The organism is Mesorhizobium sp. M0771, from assembly GCF_040320155.1.
Taxonomy (GTDB): domain Bacteria; phylum Pseudomonadota; class Alphaproteobacteria; order Rhizobiales; family Rhizobiaceae; genus Mesorhizobium.
This window is the reverse complement of sequence record NZ_JAMYPC010000007.1, coordinates 71,715-90,716: the sequence shown is the minus strand read 5'-3', so window position 1 is coordinate 90,716 and position 19,002 is coordinate 71,715. Positions and strand designations below refer to the sequence as shown.

Genomic DNA, 19,002 nt, shown 5'->3' with positions numbered 1-19,002 from the left:
GCCATCACCCTTTCACCGCACCGGCGGCGATGCCGCGCACGAAAAGCTTGCCGGAAATGAAGTATACGATGAGTGGCACAAGGCCGGTCAGGATGGTGGCGGCCATGTTGACGTTGTACTCCTTCACGCCTTGCACCGAATTGACGATGTTGTTGAGCTGCACCGTCATCGGATAGGTGTCGGGGCGGGTGTAGACGACGCCGAACAGGAAGTCGTTCCAGATGCCGGTCACCTGCAGGATGATGGCGACGACGAAGATCGGCAGCGACATCGGCGCCATGATCCGCAGGAAGATGCCCCAGAAGCCGGCGCCGTCGACCCGTGCCGCCCTGAACAGCTCTTCCGGCATCGAGGCAAAATAGTTGCGGAACAAAAGCGTGAGGATCGGCATGCCGAATATGGAATGGACGATCACCAGGCCGCTGAGGCTGCCGTAGAGGCCGATCTCGCGCAGGATGATGACGATCGGATAGATCATCACCTGATAAGGGATGAAGGCGCCGACGATCAGGATGACGAAGAATGTGTCGGCGCCCTTGAAGCGCCAGTTGGCCAGCGCATAGCCGTTCACCGAGGCGATCGCGATCGACAGCAGCACTGACGGCACAGTGATGCGCACCGAATTCCAGAAGCCCCGCGAAAGCCCGTCGCAATTGAGGCCGGTGCAGGCGGTCGCCCACGCCTTCACCCACGGTTCGAACGTGATTTCGAGCGGCGGCGAGAAGATATTGCCCATCCGTATCTCGGGCATGCCCTTGAGCGAGGTTACGACCATCACGTAGAGCGGCAGCAGATAGTAGACCGCCACAACGATCAGCGTGCCATAGAGGAAGATATTGCGGCGCGAGAAGACATGCCGCGGCTTCGGCCCGCGCGGCCCGGAGGCTTCGCGCTCGGCGGCACCCGCGCTGGCGGGCAAAGGGACGGCCGGGTCAGCCACGCTTCCTGCCTCCAAATTCAAGGTAGGCCCACGGCACGACGACGATCACCACCGAGAGCAGCATCATGGTCGAGGCGGCAAAGCCCTGGCCAAGATTCTGTGCGAAGAACATGTAGTCATAGACATATTTGGCCGGCACTTCGGAGGCGATTCCGGGGCCGCCGCTGGTCTGGGCGACAACGAGGTCGTAGACCTTGACGATGCCCGACGCGATGATGACCAGCGTGGTGATGAAAACCGGCCGCATCATCGGGATGACGATGAACAGATAGGTCTTCCACATCGGGATCCCGTCTACCCGCGCCGCCTTCCAGATGTCCTCGTCGATGCCGCGCAGGCCGGCCAGCATCAAGCACATGATGAGCCCGGTGCCTTGCCACAGCGCCGCAATCGAAATGCCGTAGATGACGATGCTGGAATTGTAGAGCGGGTCGAAGTTGAAGCTCGTCCAGCCGAGGTCCCGCACCACATGCTGGATGCCGAAATCCGGATTGAGCAGCCACTGCCAGACCAGGCCGGTGACGATGAAGGAAAGCGCGAACGGATAGAGGAAGATGGTGCGGAACGTGTCCTCGAAACGGATCTTCTGGTCGAGAAGCGCTGCAAGCAGGAAGCCGATGACCAGTGAGAACACCAGCGAGATCGCGCCGTAGATCAAAAGGTTCTCGATCGAGATCAGCCAGCGCGGCGTCGCCCAAAGCCGGTAATACTGGTCGAGCCCGGCGAAATTCAGCCGTGGCAGCAGCTTCGAATTGGTAAAGGAATAGAACACCGTCCAGACGGTGCCGCCGACGAAAACCACCGACGCGGTGAGGATCATCGGGATCGAGGCGACCTTCGCATTGATGTTGCGGAACAGCGGGTTGGGGCGTTCGCTCTTGCTCATCTCGTCAGCCGGCTGGGTAAGGGCGGTGCGATCCCGGCCCTGCTTTCGCAAGGCCGGGAGCGAGGTGTATTGCCTCCAACGTCAGTCTGCCGAAGCGATGAGGTCGGCGAAGCGCTTCTGCGCGTCTTCGATGGTCAGGTCCGGCTTGGCGAAGAATTCGGCGAAGAGATCTTCCTTCTGCTTCTGGGTATCCTGCGAAAGCAGTTGGTCCGTCCACGGGATGACGGCGCCCTTGGCGAGGATGGCCAGACCCTTCTTCATGCAGTCGTTCGCCGCATTGAGATCGACGTCACCGCGCACCGGCAGCGAGCCCTTCTTGAGATTGAAGGCGACCTGAGTCTTAGGGTCGAGCAGCGTCTCTGCCAACACCTCCTGCGCCTTGGACTTGTCGGCATCCTTGAGCAGCGGGAAATAGAAGGCGTCGCCGCCGGTGGCGATAACTTCGTTCAGACCGAGGCCCGGCAGGCAGGCATAGTCCTTGCCGGCGACCTTGCCGGCAACCTGGAACTCGCCTTGCGCCCAGTCACCCATGATCTGGCCACCGGCCTTGCCGGTGATGACGAGATTGGTTGCCTGGTTCCAGTCCTGCACATTGGTGTTCTTCGCCATCTTGCGGGCATCGTCGGCGGCCTTGAAGACCTTGGCGATCTCGGGCCCGGCGGCGAACTTGGCATCCTTGTCCTTGTAGACCTTAAGGAACGCGTCGGTGCCGCCGACCGCCGCCAGCAGCACGTCGAAGGCGCCGGAAGATTGCCAGGCCTGTCCGCCGACAGCGAGCGGGATGATGCCCGCCTTTTCCAGGGCGGGCGCTGCCGCCACGAATTCATTCCAGTCCTTCGGCAGCGGCACGCCGGCCTTCTCGAAGGCTTCGTTCGACAGCCACAACCACTGCCAGGAGTGGATATTGACCGGCACGCAATAGATCTTGCCGTCGATGGTGCAGCTGTCGAGCAGGCTCTTCGGCCGCACGATTTCCGTCCACTTGCCCTTGGTGGCGACATCGGTGAGGTCGCGCATCAGGCCGGCCTGCACCAGTTCTTCGGCCTGCCGGCCGTGATTGAACTGGGTGGCGCCCATCGGATCGCCGCCGGTGATGCGGCTGATCATGATCGGCCGTGCCGTGCCGCCGGATCCGGCAATGGCGCCGTCGACCCAGTGATTGCCGGTCGCGTCAAAAGCCTTCGCGAATTCCGCAACCGCCGCCGCCTCGCCGCCCGATGTCCACCAATGGGTCACTTCCAGGTCGGTGGCGGCCGCCGGGCCGGCAAGCTGAAGCGCGGCCGTCGCGGCAAGGGCAGCGGTCAAAAGTCTATAGCGCATTTCGGTTCCTCCCAGAATCTGAAACGTTACAGATTTTCGATACGGCAATTATGCGGTGCGTGCAACCCCTGAGATAAACGCGCTCGAATGTTTTTTCGAGGCGCGAACAAATTCGTTGCGTGCGAACCGGCAAACTGCGCGCAAAACCGGGTGCTGCGCTGCAAAATCATGCTGCAGCGCAAGAAAACCGTCTCGAACCTGATTGTCGCGCTACGTTTCTGGCCGCCAAAACCCTGCCAAAACCATGGCTTGAGAGGCCCACGCGCTGCGATGTTGGAAATCTGTAACGTTTCAGTATATTGAGGCCTGACTGCGAAGAACCGTGCCACATCGTCATCGAAGCGATTGTCGGCTGGTCCGGCGGCTGCTATGCGCCTGACGGGGCGGGACGAATGGACAGGGACCAGACGGACAAGGACGACGAGGCGTCGGCGCATGAGCGGCCGACGCTGAAGACGCTTGCCTTCATGACCGGGCTCGGCGTCACCACCGTCTCGCGCGCGCTCAAGGATGCACCCGAGATCGGCGCCGAGACCAGGCGGCGGGTTCAACTCGTCGCGAGGCAGATCGGCTACCGGCCGAACCGCGCCGGCGTGCGCCTGCGGACCGGCAAGACCAATGTTATCAGCCTCGTGCTCAATACCGAGCGCGAGATCATGAGCTTTGTCTCGGACATCATCTACGGCGTCTCGGAGGTCATTGCCGACACACCCTATCACCTGATCGTCACGCCCTACTCGCGCTCGCAGGATCCGCTGGACCCGGTAAAGTATCTGGTCGAGTCCGGCTCGGCCGATGGCGTCATCATCTCACGCACGCAGCCCAACGATCCGCGCGCCCGCTACATGCTGGAGCGTGGCATACCCTTTGCCACACATGGCCGCACCGATATGGGGCTTGTCCACCCCTATCACGACTTCGACAATTACGCCTTCGCCGCCGAAGCGGTGCGCCATCTGGCCAGCGTCGGCCGGCGCCGGCTGGCGCTGGTAGCGCCGCCGGTCGGGCTCACCTATTACGACCACACGGTCAATGGCTTTGCCGACGCACTGAGCGAGGTCGACGCCAGCGAAGTGCCGTTCAACGCTGTTTCGATCGACCAGTCGATCGATCAGATCAGGACGCGGACCGCGCAGTTGATGCGCCGCGACGTCAGGCCGGACGGTTTCGTCAGCAGCGCCGCCGCAGCAACGCTGGCCATCGTCGCCGGCATCGAGGATGCCGGCCTGAAACTCGGCCGCGACGTCGATGTCGTGTCCAAGCAATCGTCGGAACTGCTGCATCTGTTCCGCCGGGAGTTGCTGATCGTCAACGAAGATTTCCGCCTCGCCGGCACCGAGCTTGCCCGCGCCGTGCTGGGCTGGATAGGCGGCGCGGCACCTGGCTCTTTGCAGACTGTGGTCAAGCCAGGCGACGTCGTCGCGTATCAGGGCTGACTGGCACGACCTGAGAGGTCCGCCTCACCTGACCCTATCCGGCCGCTCCACTTCCCCATGGCCCATGGAAAGCGCCCTGCTCGCCGATGCGCTCGAAGCCATGCGCGCCGAAGAAGTCGCGCTGCGCCTGGATCAGGTTCGAGGTGCCGCGGCCCTGGCGGTAGCTGTCGAAATAGGCAAGTGCCGACGCCAGTGCAGGCACCGGCGAGCCTGCTTCTGATGCCTTGGCAACGGTGCGCCTAAGCGACGGATGCGCCTCCTGCATCATGGTGGTGAAAGCCGGCGCCATCAAAAGGTTGGTGGACGCGCCGCCCGAGCCGAAGGCTTCCGCCATGGTGTCGAGCATCTGCGAGCGGATAATACAGCCGGCACGCCAGATCTTGGCGATGGTCGGCATCGGCAAGTTCCAGTTGAACTCCTTCGAGGCGGCGCTCATCACCGCGAAACCTTGTGCATAGGCGGCGATCTTGCCGGCGAGCAGCGCCAGCTCCAGGTCTTTCAGAAGTGCCGCCTTGTCGCCAGAGATCTTGGTGACGCCGATATTGCCATAGGCTTTTTCGGCCGCCTGCCGCTCATCCTTGATCGAGGACAGCACGCGGGCCGCCACCGCCGCCTCGATGGCCGTCGCCGGAATGCCGAGCTGCTGCGCCTCGATGACAGACCATTTGCCGGTGCCCTTCTGGCCGGCACGGTCGAGGATGATGTCAACCACCGGCTTGCCGGTCTTTGCATCGTCGGCGGCCAGCACCTTGGCGGTGATCTCGATCAGATACGAATCGAGCCGGCCCTTGTTCCAGTCCTCGAAGACCTTGCCGATCTCCTTCGGCCCCATGCCGAGACCGTCACGCAGGATGCCGTAGATCTCGGCGATCATCTGCATGTCGGCATATTCGATGCCGTTGTGGATGGTTTTCACGAAATGCCCGGCGCCGTCTGTGCCAAGCCAGGCAGCGCACGGTTCATCCTTGAACTTGGCCGAGATCGCGGTCAGCACGCGTTCGACGCGCTTCCAGGAGTCTTCGGTGCCGCCGACCATGATCGACGGTCCATGGCGCGCGCCTTCCTCGCCGCCGGATACGCCCATGCCGATGAAGGTGAGACCTGAGCCCGACAGTTCCGAAAAGCGCCGCATCGTATCGCGGAAATTGGCGTTGCCGGCATCGATGACGATATCGTTGTCAGACAACACGCCGCGCAGCGCTTCGATCTGTTCGTCGACCGGCTTGCCGGCCAGCACCATGATGATGACCGGGCGTGGCGGCTTGATCGCAGCTGCCAGTTCCTCCAGGCTGTAGCAGGGCACCACCATGTCCCTGAGCGAACCGGCGCCTTCGAGGAAGGCATCGGTGCGCGCCTTGGTGCGGTTGAAGACGGCGATGCGGTGCCCGTGCTCGGCAATGTTGAGCGCGAGGTTGGAGCCCATTGTGCCAAGGCCGATCAGGCCTATTTCGGCTTTTTCCATCGTTTCTTCCCTGCTTTCGGATTTTGTTGAGGCCGCGTTTTTCGGGATGCCCACTTTTCGGCGAGATGATTGACGGGCCTTTCGCGCCACGTCAACCGCCTCGCCGAATTGTGTTGCGTCTGCGTTGTGTCAGACCGAGTCAAGAAGGGTCAGTTGGTGACCAGGCGACGCCTTGCCGATCGAACATATGGCGATAGGTTGGACATATGGCAGTCAAACGGATGGACAATGTCGGAATCGTCGTCGAGGACCTCGACGAGACAGTTGCTTTCTTTCGCGAGCTCGGCCTCGAACTGGAAGGGCGGGCGACGATCGAAGGCGAGTGGGCCGGACGTGTCACCGGGCTCGGCGATCAGCACGTCGAGATTGCCATGATGCGCACACCGGACGGTCATAGCCGGCTCGAGCTCTCCCGCTTCCTCACGCCGCCTGTCGTTGCCGATCACCGCAACGCCCCGGTCAATGCCTTGGGCTACCTGCGAGTCATGTTTACCGTGGACGACATCGACGACACGCTTGAAAGGCTCCGCAAGCGTGGCGCGCAGCTGGTCGGTGAAGTCGTCCGTTACGAGGACGTGTATCGGCTCTGCTACATCCGCGGGCCGGAAGGGCATCTCATCGGGTTAGCCCAGGAACTCGGCTGAGCGTCCTTCGCGGGCGGGCTGAATATCACTCGGCGCGGATATCGATCGGCGCTTCGATCTTTATCACTTCGAAATCCGAAACCAGAATATCGAGCCGCGCCGTCCAGCGGCCTGGAATCGGAATGACGAGATTATCGACCCGCCAGGTGCCGTCGCCTGGCTTGGTCGCCGGACGCTTGATCGGCTCGATCCCCGAATCGGGCTTGGACAGCACCAGCGTCACTTCCTTGGCGTCGAGCGGGCCGAAATCGCCATCCATGATGACGATGGAGGCGGTGACCTCCCCGGTATGGCCGGGCGTGATGTCGATGTCGGCCATCGCCTTCATAGTGTGGATATGGGTCGACGTCGGTTGTGCCGCGGCGATTGCCAGGGCCCGTGGCGGCGGCGTGAAGCGCCAGCCGGCGGCAACGCCGAAGATCAGGAGCACGATCAGCATTTCGACTGAGATCGAGCGGCTAAGCCGTCGCCGCACTTCCGTCGCTCCGGCCTCGGCCAAGGCGGTGAGCCGCCATCGATTGACCGCCGCCAGCGTGAACAGAAACACCAGCAGCGCCAGCTTGATCAGCAGCAGCCGGCCATAGGCGGTGTTGACCAGTGCCGCCGGTGTCTGCACCTGGATGATGGCGAGCACCACACCGGCGGCGGCAAGCACTACCACCACGGGCATTATCGCGCGCGAAAACCGCCGCAGGAACGCCCCGGTTTCCACCGATTGGCTGCTCAACGCCAGGCCGAGCGGCAGCAATGCTCCAGCCCAGAAAGCGATGCCGGCGCCATGCAGGAACACCATAGGCCGCGTCAGCCATTGCGGTTCGGCTGCACTGGCATGGCCGCTGGCGGCAAGGGCTGCACCCACACCGGCCAGCCCGGCGAGCGCCAACGGCCTGGCGCCAGCACGCGATCCGACCAACGACAGCAGGCCAAGCCCGAGCGCCGCCAGCGAAATCAGCACCGTCCAGCCGAAGCTGGTGCCAAGCGCCGTCCGCCAGACCACCGGTTGCGCCAGCCGGGCGAGTGGCGCGCCCAGCGCGTCCAGCCCCTGGAACCCGAGCGACAGGGGTGCTGCGACCAGCCCGCACAGGATGGCGGCAATGACGAAGCGCTGGCCTGAGCGCTGGCCTTGCGCCAGCCATGTCAGCGCGAAGGCGCCGCCAATGCCGAGGAAAAGCCCGATGTAGAGAAGAACCTTGCCGGTCCAGATCGCTGACCGCAAATCTATATCGACAGCTTCCCCCACCGCCGGCGCCGCACTTGGCGCGCCAACGGAAAACAGCACCGAGCCGCCGACCGGATGGCCATCGGCGGAAATCACCCGCCAGCTCAAGACATGGGTGCCCGGCCCGAGCTTTTGTGGATTGTCGATCTCAACCGTTTGGTCGCTCAACCGAAACGAGGTCAAAGCGACAGGCGTACCGTCGGGCCGCACCAAGGTCAGCACCAGCGGCGACACAGGCTCGCTGAAGGTCAGCGAAAATTGCGTCGGCGCTCGCTCCAGAACCGCGCCGTCGGCAGGCTCGGCCTTGATCAGCGCCGCATGGGCAAAGGCCTGGTTTGGCGTGGCAAGGACGGCAAGCAGCAGGATCGCGGCCAGCAGGCCGAAGCACCTGCCGGCTGTCCGTTCTATCCGCTGAAAACAGGCCACGTTCATGCCATCCACCAAAACAGTGGCGCGCCGCTTCGAAGCAGCGCGCCGCCAATGCATCATTTCTTCGGCAGCAGGTTGAGGCCGGGCGCCGGATCTTCCAGCGCATCCTCATCCTGACCAGCCGCCGGAATCTCTATCCAACGCGTGGTGGCCCCATCGCATTCCTGCACCACCGGAAAATAGAGTTTTTGCCCGGCCGGCAGATCGGCGGCCAACGTGCCGCGGAAGACGAACTCGTCATAAAATTCATCCGGCAGGCTGCCGCCGCTCCAGTCGACTTCCTTGACGCCCGAGGTCACCGCCTCGCCATAGAGCTGGTAGGATTTCTCGTACTTGCCTTTCTTGACCTGCAGCGTCCAGCCGGGCTTGGGCATCGGCTTCACCCCGATCACCCCTTCCGGGATCTGCACGCGCACGGCAATCGTCGCCTTGCCGTCGCAGCCATGCGGCACGCGCAGCACGGCCTTGTAGGTCGAACCGACCGCAACCTCCTGTGTTTCGAGCGTGATATGGGCGAAGGCGGCACTTGTCCCCAGGACGAGGAATGCAGCGGCCGGCAAATGATGCTTGTTCATGATGGGTCCCTCTCGAAAAAATTGATTGGCAATAATTGGTCAGTCGTTGTCTTCCAGGGGTGGCGCGCTGCCTATGGCTTGCACGGCAAACTCGACGGTCACGGTTCCGGCCCTCTCGAAAGTCAGCTTAGCGGCAAACATCTGGCCTTCTTTAGGGGGCTGCTTCAAATCCATGAACATCACGTGGTAGGCGCCGGGACCCAGCGTGATCTTGCCGCCCGCCGGAATGTCCAGGCCGCCACTGACCGGGCGCATGGTCATGACGCCATCCTTCACCCCCATTTCATGCAGTTCGGCCTTCCCCGAAATGTCGGAGGAAATCGACAGCAGCCGGTCCGCTGCGCTGCCCTTGTTGACGATGGTGAAATAGCCGCCGGCAACCTTGGCGCCGGCCGGCGTGGCGCGCGACCAGGGATGCTCGATCTCGATGTCACCGGCCTTGAACTCATGCGCAAGGACGGAATGGGGGCCGGCGAACAACAGTGCAAAGGCGAAGAGGGCGCTGCCGAGACGCTGCTCGATAGTGATGGAGAAAGGGGCACTGCGGCGCAACGCGCCGGCACGAAGAAAAAGGAACATGGGTAGGCTCCATGAATATGAGGTCGCGCCTTTGTCCGGCTGCGAACGTGTTTATCATTGGATGATTATCGCCTGCGCAGGTTACGCGAAGCGAGCGGCGGTTTTTCAGCCCGCAAGCGGCGGCGCGCGCGGATTGGCCGGAGAGCGCTCACGCGTGACGTCGGGATGCCTGACTGCCGGCGGGAGAAACGCGACTGTTTCAAAAGACAGGCTCACCGGCGCCACGCCGACGCCTGCTGGCGGCGCATAGGCGACGGAGGCCATGCTGCAGCCGAGCATGCAGCACGCGGGCATATGCTGCTGGTGCGGATCGCCGCCGGGAAGCTGGACCGCCCCATCATGGCTGCAGATGACGTTGCCGAAAGCGTCGAGTTGCGAGGCATCCGGCGCAATGCCGAAAGCAAGCACGCCGAGCGTCGACTGGAGCAGCAGCACACAGGCCGCGACAAAGGCGGCCGTCATGCTCCATCTCTTACGCCGGAAGTCCAAAGACCTGCCTCTTCACGCAGCAACGCGTGGATATCTAGCACGCGGCATGTCGGCGGAAAATCGCCAAATCATCGCTGCGGCAACGCGGCGCGTTCGATCCATGTCGCACAAAAGTGCGCAGCGGTTTGGGATAACGGCATGAGGCAGAGATCTTGTGCGCATAACGTCCCTTCGGACGTCGCGCTCAGGAAGCCGGGCGGCCGCCGATTTCCGGGATCGACGTCAACAGCGTGTGGCGTGCCGACTTCAGATGCTTGCGGCAGGCGGCGTCGACCTTGCCGAGATCGCGCGATTTCAGCGCCGCGATGTAGGCGAGATGCTCGCTCACCGCGACTTCGTTGCGCTCGCGCTCCTGCGCCTTGTTCCACTGGTAGTGGTAGTGAAAGATCATGGCGATGACGTCGTAGAAATCGACGATGAAGCGGTTGTGCGACGCCCGGTGGATCAGCCGGTGGAAGCGCTCGTCTAGCTCCGAGAATTCGTTGAAGCGGATGGCGATTTCGCTGGCCAGAAGCCGGTGCTCGTCTTCCAGCCGGTCGAGATCCGCCCAGACCGGACTATCCCCAGGCAAGGCGGCAAAGGCCGCCGCCGAGCGTATCTCGAACATCTCGCGGATTTCAGTGAGTTCGAGCGCGAAGGCTCGCGTAAACCCCTTCAGCACCCAGTGGCTGTTGCGCCGCTTCTCGATCAGGCCGAAGCGGGAGAAGCGGATGAGGAACTCGCGCACGCTGGTGGTGCCGACGCCGATCTCGCGCGCCAGTTCGAGCTCGTTGATCTGCATGCCGGCCTCGGCGCCGCCAGCCAGCAATCTGCGCATAAACGACCGCTCGATGATCTGGGCCAGTGTGTCTGTCTCCTCCTCGGGGAAGAAATCATCCGGCTTCGGCGCCCTGAGCACTGTCTTGCTGCGTTTGTTCCACGCGATCAGCCCGGTCTCTTCCATGCGCGCCAGAATGGTGCGCACGGTGGTCCGGCTGACGCCGAGCAAAGTGCCCAGTTCCGGCTCCGACGGCAGGCTCTGCGTTTCATCGAGCAGCCGCAGACCCCTGTTGTAAGCGTCCTTGTAGACGTTGTTGCTCTTCGACATCCCTGCCCCGTTGCGCGCCGGCGCTTGCTGTGGCTGGCTTGAAGCGCGATATCACATATGTCCTGGCGCTCACCCGGCAAAGCAAAACGCTCTGCGTGTCAGACGCCGCTCCCCACAAGCCAAGCGTCCATCGGACGCATGGTCTCCTCCTGAAAAAACAATTGACGCACAAATGTTTTTTCACGATAAAAGACATTATATGTAAACAGACGCGTGTCAATCCGCGCATCCCCAGGAACAGACCCAGGAAACTGCCCGTGAACGCCTCGAACAGCATTCTTCTGTCCCCCGCCGACAATGTCGCGGTCGCCAATGGCCGCATCGAGATCGGCACCCCTCTGCCCGGCGGCGCCGTCGCCACGGCCTTGATCGAGCCCGGCCACAAGGTGGCGATCAAGCCTATCGCCGCCGGCGAGGCGGTGGTCAAGTATGCCCAGGCCATCGGCCGCGCCACCCAGGACATCGCGCCCGGCGACCACGTCCATTCGCACAATCTGGTCTTCGAGTCCGGCCGTCTGCCGGTCGTGCCGCCGAGCGAAGCGGAGCATGCCACCGAAGCTGACCGCGCCCGGACATTCATGGGCTATCGTCGCGCCGATGGCCGTGCCGGCACGCGCAACTTCATCGGCATCATCGCCAGCGTCAATTGCTCGGCCACCGTCTGCCACGCCATTGCCGACGAGGCCAACCGCGTGCTGTTGCCGAAATATCCGGGGATCGACGGCTTCGTCCCGATCGTCCATGGCCAGGGCTGCGGCATGAGCGGCACCGGCGACGGCATGATGGTGCTGCACCGCACGCTCGCCGGTTACACCCGCCATCCGAATTTCGGCGGCGCGTTGATGGTCGGCCTCGGCTGCGAGGTCAACCAGCTCACCCTTTACGGCCAGAAGGGTGCGGCGGCGGGAAAACGCCATTTCAACATCCAGGACGCCGGCGGTTCGCGCAAATCGGTCGCAAAGGCGATGGGCGTGCTCGCCGAAATCGCCGAGGAAGTCGGCCAGTATCAGCGCGAGCCGATCCCGGTCTCGGAGATCGTCGTCGGCCTGCAATGCGGCGGTTCCGACGGCATGTCGGGCATCACCGCCAATCCCGCGCTGGGAGCGGCGGTCGACATCCTGGCCGGCGTCGGCGGCATCGGTATCCTGTCGGAGACGACGGAGATCTATGGCGCCGAACATCTGCTCGCCTATCGCGCGGCAACGCCGGAGATCGCCAAGAAGCTCGACGGTTTCGTCAAATGGTGGGAGGACCATGTCGCCAAGCACGGCGCCTCGATCGACAACAACCCCTCGCCCGGCAACAAGCGCGGTGGCCTGACCACCATCCTGGAAAAGTCGCTGGGCGCCGTGGCCAAAGGCGGCCAGACTCCGCTCAACGGCGTCTTCGGTTATGCCGAAAAGGTCACCGGCAGTGGCCTGGTGTTCATGGACACGCCCGGTTACGACCCGGTCTCGGCGACCGGTCAGGTGGCGGGCGGCGCCAACATCATCGTCTTCACCACCGGCCGCGGCTCCTGCTTCGGCTGCCGGCCCACGCCGTCGATCAAGGTCGCCACCAACTCGACCATGTACCACCAGATGGAAGAGGACATGGACGTCAATTGCGGCGTCATCGCTTCGGGTGAAAAGACCATCGCCGGCATGGGCCGGGAGCTCTTCGAGCTCATCGTCGAGACGGCATCGGGCCGCAAGACCAAGAGCGAGGCGTTCGGCTACGGCGACAACGAGTTCGTGCCGTGGCACCTCGGCGCGACGCTGTAACCACCGACGAAAAAAGCGGGCTGCAAAGACGGCTCACAAGGGGAGGCTGTGGATGGACAAACGCCGCATCGGCACGACTGCGCTCGAGGTCACCGAGATAAGCTTCGGCGGGGCGGCAATCGGCGGGCTCTACCGTGCCTGTCCGCGCGAAGCGGCGATGGAGACGCTGCAGACAGCCTGGGATGCCGGCCTGCGCTATTTCGACACCGCGCCCTTCTATGGCTTCGGCCTGTCGGAACGGCGGACCGGCGATTTCCTGCGCTACAAGCCGCGGGATTCCTATGTGCTGTCGACCAAGGTCGGACGGCTGTTCCGCCCGGTGCCGGAAGACCAGGTTCCCGATCATTCCTATGTCGACCCGCTGCCCTTCGCGCTCGACTACGACTACTCGTATGACGGCATCATGCGCTCGGTCGAGTTCTCCTATGCGCGGCTCGGGCTGAACCGGATAGACATCCTGTTTGTGCACGACATCGGCACCTACACACATGGCGTCGAGAAGACGAAGCTGCACTTTCGCCAGCTGGTGGACGGCGGGTTGAAGGCGCTGGAAGAGCTTAAAACGTCCGGCGTGATTTCCGCCTATGGGCTCGGCGTCAACGAGGTGCAGATCTGCCTCGACGTATTGCGCGAAGCACCGCTCGACTGCATCCTGCTGGCCAGCCGCTATTCGCTGCTCGACCGCTCGGCTGAAGCCGAGTTGCTGCCGCTGTGTCGTGAGCGACAGACTTCGCTCATCATCGGCGGCGTCTTCAACTCCGGCATCCTGGCGACCGGACCGGTGCACGGTGCGCATTTCGACTATCTGCCGGCGACGCAGGACATACTCGAGCGTGTCGGCGCGATGGAGAAAATCGCTGATGAGGGCGGATATCCGCTGGCGGCGGCTGCATTGCAGTTTCCGCTGCAGGAGCCTGTCGTGGCCAGCGTGCTGACCGGAACGGCCAAGCCCGCCAACCTGACGCGCAACCTCGACCTGTTCGACGTCCAGGTGCCGCAAGCGGAATTCGCCCGCTACGCTCCCTATACCATCGTGCAGGAGCTCGGCTGACGAAACGCCACGATCACGGCTCTCAAGAAGGAATGAATATTCCATATTGACTCGACGGTGGAATTAATATTCCATGATGATCAAGGAGGATCGGGAGCGTCTGGACGTGGCACTGAGGATCGGCAGGGAGGTTTCCCCGCCAAGCCATGCGCAGGCCGATATGAAACACCGCTTGCGTCGGCCGGACCGATGCACTATCAAAAAGCGGCAACTGTTTTTTATTGATAAAGTTCTGTTTGGGCCGCGCCTATCCAAATGGAGCTTCCGCAACCTTCACCGGGCGATCTAGGGAGGATTCCTAATGAAATTCGTGACCAGCATTCTCAACCGCCGTTCACTGGTGGCACTTGCTGCCGCCTCGATGCTTGCAGGCACGCTGCACACGGCGCCCGCTTCGGCGGCGGACGTGACCATTCCGATCATCGTCAAGGACACCACATCCTTCTACTGGCAGATCGTCCTGGCCGGTGCCCGCAAGGCCGGCAAGGATCTCGGCGTCAACGTACCCGAACTCGGCGCCCAGGCTGAAACCGACGTCAACGGCCAGGTTTCGATCCTCGAGAATGCCGTCGCCGGCAACCCGGCCGCGATCGTCATCGCGCCGACCGAATTCAAGGCGCTCGGCAAGCCGATCGATGAAGCGGCCAGCAAGGTCAAGGTCATCGGCATCGACTCCGGCGCCGACTCCAAGGCGTTCACCTCGTTCCTGACCACCGACAATGTGCAGGGCGGACGCGTAGCCGCTGACGGTCTTGCAGCAGCCATCGGCGAAGCCAATGGCGGCAAGATCGAGGGCGACGTCGCCCTGATCACCAACGCGCCGGGCGCCGGTTCGCTGGAGCAGCGCAAGCAGGGCTTCACCGAGCAGCTGGCCGCGAAATATCCGGGGCTGAAGCTCGTCGCCGACAAATATGCCGACGGCCAGGCAACGACCGGTCTCAACATCGCCACCGACCTGATCACCGCCAACCCGAACCTCAAGGGCATCTTCGCGTCCAACCTGATCATGGCGCAGGGCGTCGGTCAGGCAGTCGCCGAGAACAACCTTGGCGGCAAGCTGGCGCTGGTCGGCTTCGACAGCGACGAGAAGCTGATCAAGTTCCTCAATGACGGCGTCATTTCCGCGCTCGTCGTCCAGGATCCGTACCGGATGGGCTATGACGGCATCAAGACCGCGCTCGCCGCCTCGAAGGGCGAGAAGGTCGAGGCCAATGTCGACACAGGCGCCAACCTGGTGACCAAGGCAAACATGAAAGACCCCAAGATCGACGCCCTGCTCAACCCGAAGCTCTGAGCCCGTCGACCAAAAATCCTTTCCGGGGCCTCGCGCCCCGGAAACACCGGATACAAGCTTGAATATCCACCGGCTTGAATCACCTCGACAATGCGGCTTGACTGCATCGCGACGTGCCAATCGTAAAGGCCAATCTGGGAGGATTGTCATGACGCCCATGGCGCAGGAACTGCACCCGGCCCCAACGCTAGCGCCCGGCAGGACGATCCTCGAACTGCACGGGCTGGAAAAGCGCTATCCCGGCACGCATGCGCTGAAGCCCGTTCACCTTGCCTTCAAGGCAGGTGAGATCCACGCCATCGTCGGCGAGAACGGCGCCGGCAAATCCACCTTGATCAAGCTTCTGACCGGCGTCATGCCGCGCACCTCCGGCGATGTCATCTGGGAGGGCAAGCCGGCAGCGCTGGCAACCCCGCACGAGGCAATGGCGCTGGGCATCAACGCCGTGCATCAGGAGGTCGTGCTCTGTCGCCATCTCACCGTCGCCGCCAACATGTTCCTCGGCGAGGAGAATTCGCGCTTCGGCATCCTGCAGCAGCGCGCCATGGTCAAGGAAGCGCAGAAGATCATCGACGGTCTCGGCTTCGACCTGCCGGCGCATGTCATGCTGGGTGACCTCACCATCGGCCAGCAGCAGCTGATCGCCGCCGCCCGCGCCACCGTGCGCGGCACCAAATTCCTGATCTTCGACGAGCCGACCGCCTATCTCACCCGCAAGGAAGCCGACCAGCTGTTCACGCTGATCCGCAGGCTCAAGGGCGAAGGCGTCACCATCATCTACATCAGCCATCGCATGGAAGAGGTGTTCGAACTCGCCGATCGCGTCTCGGTGCTGCGCGACGGCACGCTGGTCGGCACCCGCAACATTGCCGAGACCAATGACGCCGAGCTGGTCAAGATGATGATCAACCGCTCGATCGAGCAAGTCTACCACAAGGAGCATTTCACCCCCGGTGCCGTGATCATTGAAGCGAAAAACCTGTCGGGCAAGGGTTTCGAAAATGTCTCGATGTCGGTGCGCGCCGGCGAGATCGTCGGGCTCTATGGCCTGATCGGCGCAGGGCGGAGCGAGTTCGTCACCACGCTCTATGGCCGCCACAAGAAGTCGGCCGGACAGGTCCTTTGGCAAGGCAAGCCGGTCCACATCAATTCCGAGCACGACGCGATCAAGCTCGGCATGGCGCTGGCGCCAGAAAGCCGCCGCGACCAGGGCCTGTGCCTGAACCTGCCGGTCGGCCTCAACCTCAACCTGCCGATCTACAAGCGCATCTCCAACAACCTGCTGATTTCGAACACGAAGGAAAAGGCTGAAGCCGATCGCCAGATCGCCGGCCTCCGCATCAAAACGCCAACACGCGGCGCACTGGCCTCCAGCCTGTCCGGCGGCAACCAGCAGAAGATCGTTATCGGCAAATGGCTGGCGCACGGCGCTAAGCTGTTCATCTTCGACGAGCCTACGGTCGGCGTCGATGTCGGCACCAAGGCCGAGATCTACCGCCTGTTCGGGGAACTGTTGTCCAAGGGCGCCGGCATCATCCTGATCTCGTCCTATCTGCCCGAGGTTTACGAGCTCGCCGATACGCTGCACGTGTTCCGGCGCGGCAAACTGGTCGCCAGCCATGGCTTTCGCGCCGCCAGCCACGAAGACGTGCTGACGCAGGCGATCGGCTGACAAAACAAGAAACGGGAGGAACCATGAGCATCGAAACCGTCGCGATCGAAAAACCGAAACGGAACTACAACGTCCTGTTCGGGCTGACGCTTCTGGCGTTGCTGGTTCTGCTCTGGATCGTGCTGTCGGTGGCGACGCCGAGCTTCGCCTCCTCCAACAACATCGCCAATCTTTTGCGGCAGGGCTCGATGATCGCCATCATGGCGGTCGGCCAGACCTTCGTCATCATCACCGGCGGCATCGACCTCTCGGTCGGCGCCGTGGTCGGCTTCGCCACCGTCATTGTCGCCATGATGATCAATGCCGGCTTCCCGATCTGGGTCGCCATTCTGGTGACGCTGCTGGTCGGCGTTGCCATCGGCCTGTTCCATGGCTTCGGCATCGTCAAGATGGGCCTGCCGCCCTTCATCATCACGCTGGCGACGCTGACCTCGTTGCGCGGCATCGGCCTGTTGATGACCAACGGCAATTCGATCAACATCAACAGCGACAGCTTCACGGCCTTCTCGCGCAGTTCCTTTGTCGGCATCCCCAATCTGTTCTGGATGGTGATCCTGGTCGGTATCCCGGCCTACATCTTCCTGCACCACAGCCGCTGGGGCCGCTATCTCTTCTCTGTGGGATCCAATGCCGAGGCCTCGCGCCTCTCGGGCGTCAATGTCCAGCGCACCATCTACATGGCCTACACGCTGTCGGGCCTGTGCGCGGCCTTCGTCGGCGTGCTGCTGGCGGCGCGCATCGGCATCGGCAACCCGACCCAGGCGGAAGGTTGGGAGTTGCAGGCGATCGCCTCATCGGTGATCGGCGGCACTTCGCTGTTCGGCGCCGTCGGCTCGGTGCATGGCCCGCTGCTCGGCGCCTTCATCCTGGCCACCATCAACAACGGCGCCAATCTGCTCAACGTCAACTCGTTCTGGCAGCGCATCATCACCGGAGCGTTGATCATCATCATCGTCTATTTCGACGGCCTGCGCCGTCGCGGCAAGTAATCCTCCCTGACCTTCCGTGTCGGTCCGCTCAACAACGGACCGGCGCCTTTTTGAACACTGGAATTGCCGAATGAAAGCTGTTGTCTGCCGCTCGCCCGGCGAGCTTGTCCTGGAAGACCGGCCGGCGCCAGGAGCGCCGCTTGCCGGCTGGGCGCTGGTCGCCGTCAGCCATGTCGGCATCTGCGGCACCGACTACCACATCTTCGAAGGCAAGCACCCGTTCCTCGCCTATCCCCGCATCATGGGCCACGAAGTGTCGGGCACCGTCGTCGAGACCGGCGAAGATGTCGACCTTGCCGTGGGCGAGCCCGTCATCATCAATCCCTATCTCGCTTGCGGAAAATGCATCGCCTGCCGGCACGGCAAGCCGAATTGCTGCGTCAGGATCGAAGTGCTTGGCGTGCATCGCGACGGCGCCATGGCCGAGCAGATCCTGGTGCCGGCAGAGAATCTTTATCCGTCAAACGGCCTATCTCTGGCCGACGCGGCGGCGGTGGAATTCCTCGCCATCGGCGCGCATGCCGTACGGCGTGCCCGCGCCGAACCAGGCGCCCGCACGCTGGTCATCGGCGCCGGGCCGATCGGCCTTGGCGCAGCGCTGTTTGCGCGCATCGCCGGGCTCGATGTCAGCCTGCTCGACATGAGCACGGAGCGGCTGGATTTTGCAAAAGGCGAACTCGGCTTCGCCACGCTCGACGGCTCACAAAAAGCGGCAGCCGAACTGGTGCGCGAGGCAACCGGCGGCGAAGGGTTCGACATCGTCTTCGACGCCACCGGCAACACCGCCTCGGTGCAGTCGGCCTTCGCCCATGTCGCGCATGGTGGCACGCTCGTGCTGGTCAGTGTCGTCAAGGACGACATCGTCTTTTCCGACCCGGAATTCCACAAGCGCGAAATGACATTGATCGGCAGCCGCAACGCGCTGAAAGTCGATTTCGACCACGTCGCCGCCTCGATCCGCAACGGCGCCGTGCCGCTGGCAAAACTCGTCACCCACCGCACCACGCTGGCCGGCACGCCGGATGATCTCACCCGCTGGGCGCATGAGAAATCGGGGTTGATCAAGGCTGTGATCGAGGTGGGGTAAGACATCCGAAAAATTTGGTGGAGCGATAAGTGCCGAGTTAAGGCAGATCGCATACCTCGGCGATTTGCGAAAAGGCCCGT

General features: G+C 62.9%; 18 protein-coding genes. 9 read left to right on the top strand and 9 right to left on the bottom strand.

What is annotated here, in order from left to right:
- Positions 1-4: 4 nt before the first annotated feature.
- The 3 genes from NKI05_RS13150 to NKI05_RS13140 all read right to left on the bottom strand — a co-directional run bounded on the left by NKI05_RS13150 (position 5) and on the right by NKI05_RS13140 (position 3,146).
- Positions 5-940 carry a carbohydrate ABC transporter permease gene (locus NKI05_RS13150; RefSeq protein ID WP_023669802.1) on the bottom strand — a complete coding sequence of 312 codons (936 nt, stop codon included), beginning with the start codon at positions 938-940 and terminating at the stop codon, positions 5-7.
- On the bottom strand, positions 933-1,826 hold the full coding sequence (locus NKI05_RS13145) for a carbohydrate ABC transporter permease (RefSeq protein WP_023683029.1): 894 nt from the start codon (positions 1,824-1,826) through the stop codon (positions 933-935). The genes NKI05_RS13150 and NKI05_RS13145 overlap by 8 nt, the downstream gene beginning before the upstream one ends.
- An 81-nt stretch (positions 1,827-1,907) precedes the next feature.
- Complete coding sequence (locus tag NKI05_RS13140; RefSeq protein ID WP_023683028.1) at positions 1,908-3,146, bottom strand: ABC transporter substrate-binding protein; 1,239 nt, start codon at positions 3,144-3,146, stop codon at positions 1,908-1,910.
- 392 nt (positions 3,147-3,538) lie between these two features.
- Here NKI05_RS13140 and NKI05_RS13135 point away from each other — a divergent pair, with 392 nt between their 5' ends.
- The gene (locus tag NKI05_RS13135; protein ID WP_023700133.1) at positions 3,539-4,582 is read left to right on the top strand and encodes a LacI family transcriptional regulator; all 1,044 of its coding nucleotides are present in this window, start codon (positions 3,539-3,541) and stop codon (positions 4,580-4,582) included.
- Between the two features lie 34 nt (positions 4,583-4,616).
- Here NKI05_RS13135 and gnd read toward each other — a convergent pair whose 3' ends face one another.
- Positions 4,617-6,044: an NADP-dependent phosphogluconate dehydrogenase gene (gene gnd / locus NKI05_RS13130; protein ID WP_023714135.1), complete on the bottom strand. Its 1,428-nt coding sequence runs from the start codon at positions 6,042-6,044 to the stop codon at positions 4,617-4,619.
- Positions 6,045-6,250: 206 nt separating this feature from the next.
- Here gnd and NKI05_RS13125 point away from each other — a divergent pair, with 206 nt between their 5' ends.
- Positions 6,251-6,688 (top strand): VOC family protein, encoded by a 438-nt coding sequence (locus NKI05_RS13125; RefSeq protein WP_023733615.1) that lies wholly within the window; start codon positions 6,251-6,253, stop codon positions 6,686-6,688.
- Between the two features lie 25 nt (positions 6,689-6,713).
- Here NKI05_RS13125 and NKI05_RS13120 read toward each other — a convergent pair whose 3' ends face one another.
- From NKI05_RS13120 to NKI05_RS13100, 5 genes are all read right to left on the bottom strand, one after another.
- Positions 6,714-8,339, bottom strand: coding sequence for a copper resistance CopC/CopD family protein (locus NKI05_RS13120; protein ID WP_023815735.1), 1,626 nt, complete (start codon positions 8,337-8,339; stop codon positions 6,714-6,716).
- A gap of 53 nt (positions 8,340-8,392) precedes the next feature.
- Entirely contained in the window at positions 8,393-8,911 is a 519-nt protein-coding gene (locus tag NKI05_RS13115; protein ID WP_023686612.1) for a YcnI family copper-binding membrane protein, read from the bottom strand.
- Positions 8,912-8,950: 39 nt separating this feature from the next.
- Positions 8,951-9,490 (bottom strand): copper chaperone PCu(A)C, encoded by a 540-nt coding sequence (locus NKI05_RS13110; protein WP_023815734.1) that lies wholly within the window; start codon positions 9,488-9,490, stop codon positions 8,951-8,953.
- Between the two features lie 105 nt (positions 9,491-9,595).
- On the bottom strand, positions 9,596-9,952 hold the full coding sequence (locus NKI05_RS13105) for a DUF2946 family protein (RefSeq protein WP_023686614.1): 357 nt from the start codon (positions 9,950-9,952) through the stop codon (positions 9,596-9,598).
- 211 nt (positions 9,953-10,163) lie between these two features.
- The gene (locus NKI05_RS13100) at positions 10,164-11,066 is read right to left on the bottom strand and encodes a GntR family transcriptional regulator (RefSeq protein ID WP_023815733.1); all 903 of its coding nucleotides are present in this window, start codon (positions 11,064-11,066) and stop codon (positions 10,164-10,166) included.
- A 257-nt stretch (positions 11,067-11,323) separates the two neighbouring features.
- Between NKI05_RS13100 and NKI05_RS13095 the strand changes: the two genes are divergently transcribed.
- The 7 genes from NKI05_RS13095 to NKI05_RS13065 all read left to right on the top strand — a co-directional run bounded on the left by NKI05_RS13095 (position 11,324) and on the right by NKI05_RS13065 (position 18,922).
- Complete coding sequence (locus NKI05_RS13095; RefSeq protein ID WP_023728563.1) at positions 11,324-12,829, top strand: UxaA family hydrolase; 1,506 nt, start codon at positions 11,324-11,326, stop codon at positions 12,827-12,829.
- A 52-nt stretch (positions 12,830-12,881) separates the two neighbouring features.
- The gene (locus NKI05_RS13090; protein ID WP_352757843.1) at positions 12,882-13,880 is read left to right on the top strand and encodes an aldo/keto reductase; all 999 of its coding nucleotides are present in this window, start codon (positions 12,882-12,884) and stop codon (positions 13,878-13,880) included.
- A gap of 73 nt (positions 13,881-13,953) precedes the next feature.
- Entirely contained in the window at positions 13,954-14,169 is a 216-nt protein-coding gene (locus NKI05_RS13085; protein WP_023669815.1) for a hypothetical protein, read from the top strand.
- Between the two features lie 12 nt (positions 14,170-14,181).
- Positions 14,182-15,174 (top strand): ABC transporter substrate-binding protein, encoded by a 993-nt coding sequence (locus NKI05_RS13080; protein ID WP_023728566.1) that lies wholly within the window; start codon positions 14,182-14,184, stop codon positions 15,172-15,174.
- Between the two features lie 148 nt (positions 15,175-15,322).
- Positions 15,323-16,846, top strand: coding sequence for a sugar ABC transporter ATP-binding protein (locus NKI05_RS13075; RefSeq protein ID WP_023815731.1), 1,524 nt, complete (start codon positions 15,323-15,325; stop codon positions 16,844-16,846).
- Positions 16,847-16,869: 23 nt separating this feature from the next.
- On the top strand, positions 16,870-17,835 hold the full coding sequence (locus tag NKI05_RS13070) for an ABC transporter permease (protein WP_023683015.1): 966 nt from the start codon (positions 16,870-16,872) through the stop codon (positions 17,833-17,835).
- A 70-nt stretch (positions 17,836-17,905) separates the two neighbouring features.
- The gene (locus NKI05_RS13065) at positions 17,906-18,922 is read left to right on the top strand and encodes a zinc-binding alcohol dehydrogenase family protein (protein ID WP_023815730.1); all 1,017 of its coding nucleotides are present in this window, start codon (positions 17,906-17,908) and stop codon (positions 18,920-18,922) included.
- Positions 18,923-19,002: the final 80 nt, after the last annotated feature.

What these genes read in the sequence shown, in the direction of transcription:
- NKI05_RS13145 (WP_023683029.1), bottom strand. Translation starts at nt 1,826, where the DNA reads ATGAGCAAGAGCGAACGCCCCAACCCGCTGTTCCGCAACATCAATGCG.
- NKI05_RS13140 (WP_023683028.1), bottom strand. Translation starts at nt 3,146, where the DNA reads ATGCGCTATAGACTTTTGACCGCTGCCCTTGCCGCGACGGCCGCGCTT.
- NKI05_RS13135 (WP_023700133.1), top strand. Translation starts at nt 3,539, where the DNA reads ATGGACAGGGACCAGACGGACAAGGACGACGAGGCGTCGGCGCATGAG.
- gnd (WP_023714135.1), bottom strand. Translation starts at nt 6,044, where the DNA reads ATGGAAAAAGCCGAAATAGGCCTGATCGGCCTTGGCACAATGGGCTCC.
- NKI05_RS13125 (WP_023733615.1), top strand. Translation starts at nt 6,251, where the DNA reads ATGGCAGTCAAACGGATGGACAATGTCGGAATCGTCGTCGAGGACCTC.
- NKI05_RS13120 (WP_023815735.1), bottom strand. Translation starts at nt 8,339, where the DNA reads ATGAACGTGGCCTGTTTTCAGCGGATAGAACGGACAGCCGGCAGGTGC.
- NKI05_RS13115 (WP_023686612.1), bottom strand. Translation starts at nt 8,911, where the DNA reads ATGAACAAGCATCATTTGCCGGCCGCTGCATTCCTCGTCCTGGGGACA.
- NKI05_RS13110 (WP_023815734.1), bottom strand. Translation starts at nt 9,490, where the DNA reads ATGTTCCTTTTTCTTCGTGCCGGCGCGTTGCGCCGCAGTGCCCCTTTC.
- NKI05_RS13105 (WP_023686614.1), bottom strand. Translation starts at nt 9,952, where the DNA reads ATGACGGCCGCCTTTGTCGCGGCCTGTGTGCTGCTGCTCCAGTCGACG.
- NKI05_RS13100 (WP_023815733.1), bottom strand. Translation starts at nt 11,066, where the DNA reads ATGTCGAAGAGCAACAACGTCTACAAGGACGCTTACAACAGGGGTCTG.
- NKI05_RS13090 (WP_352757843.1), top strand. Translation starts at nt 12,882, where the DNA reads ATGGACAAACGCCGCATCGGCACGACTGCGCTCGAGGTCACCGAGATA.
- NKI05_RS13085 (WP_023669815.1), top strand. Translation starts at nt 13,954, where the DNA reads ATGATGATCAAGGAGGATCGGGAGCGTCTGGACGTGGCACTGAGGATC.
- NKI05_RS13080 (WP_023728566.1), top strand. Translation starts at nt 14,182, where the DNA reads ATGAAATTCGTGACCAGCATTCTCAACCGCCGTTCACTGGTGGCACTT.
- NKI05_RS13075 (WP_023815731.1), top strand. Translation starts at nt 15,323, where the DNA reads ATGACGCCCATGGCGCAGGAACTGCACCCGGCCCCAACGCTAGCGCCC.
- NKI05_RS13070 (WP_023683015.1), top strand. Translation starts at nt 16,870, where the DNA reads ATGAGCATCGAAACCGTCGCGATCGAAAAACCGAAACGGAACTACAAC.
- NKI05_RS13065 (WP_023815730.1), top strand. Translation starts at nt 17,906, where the DNA reads ATGAAAGCTGTTGTCTGCCGCTCGCCCGGCGAGCTTGTCCTGGAAGAC.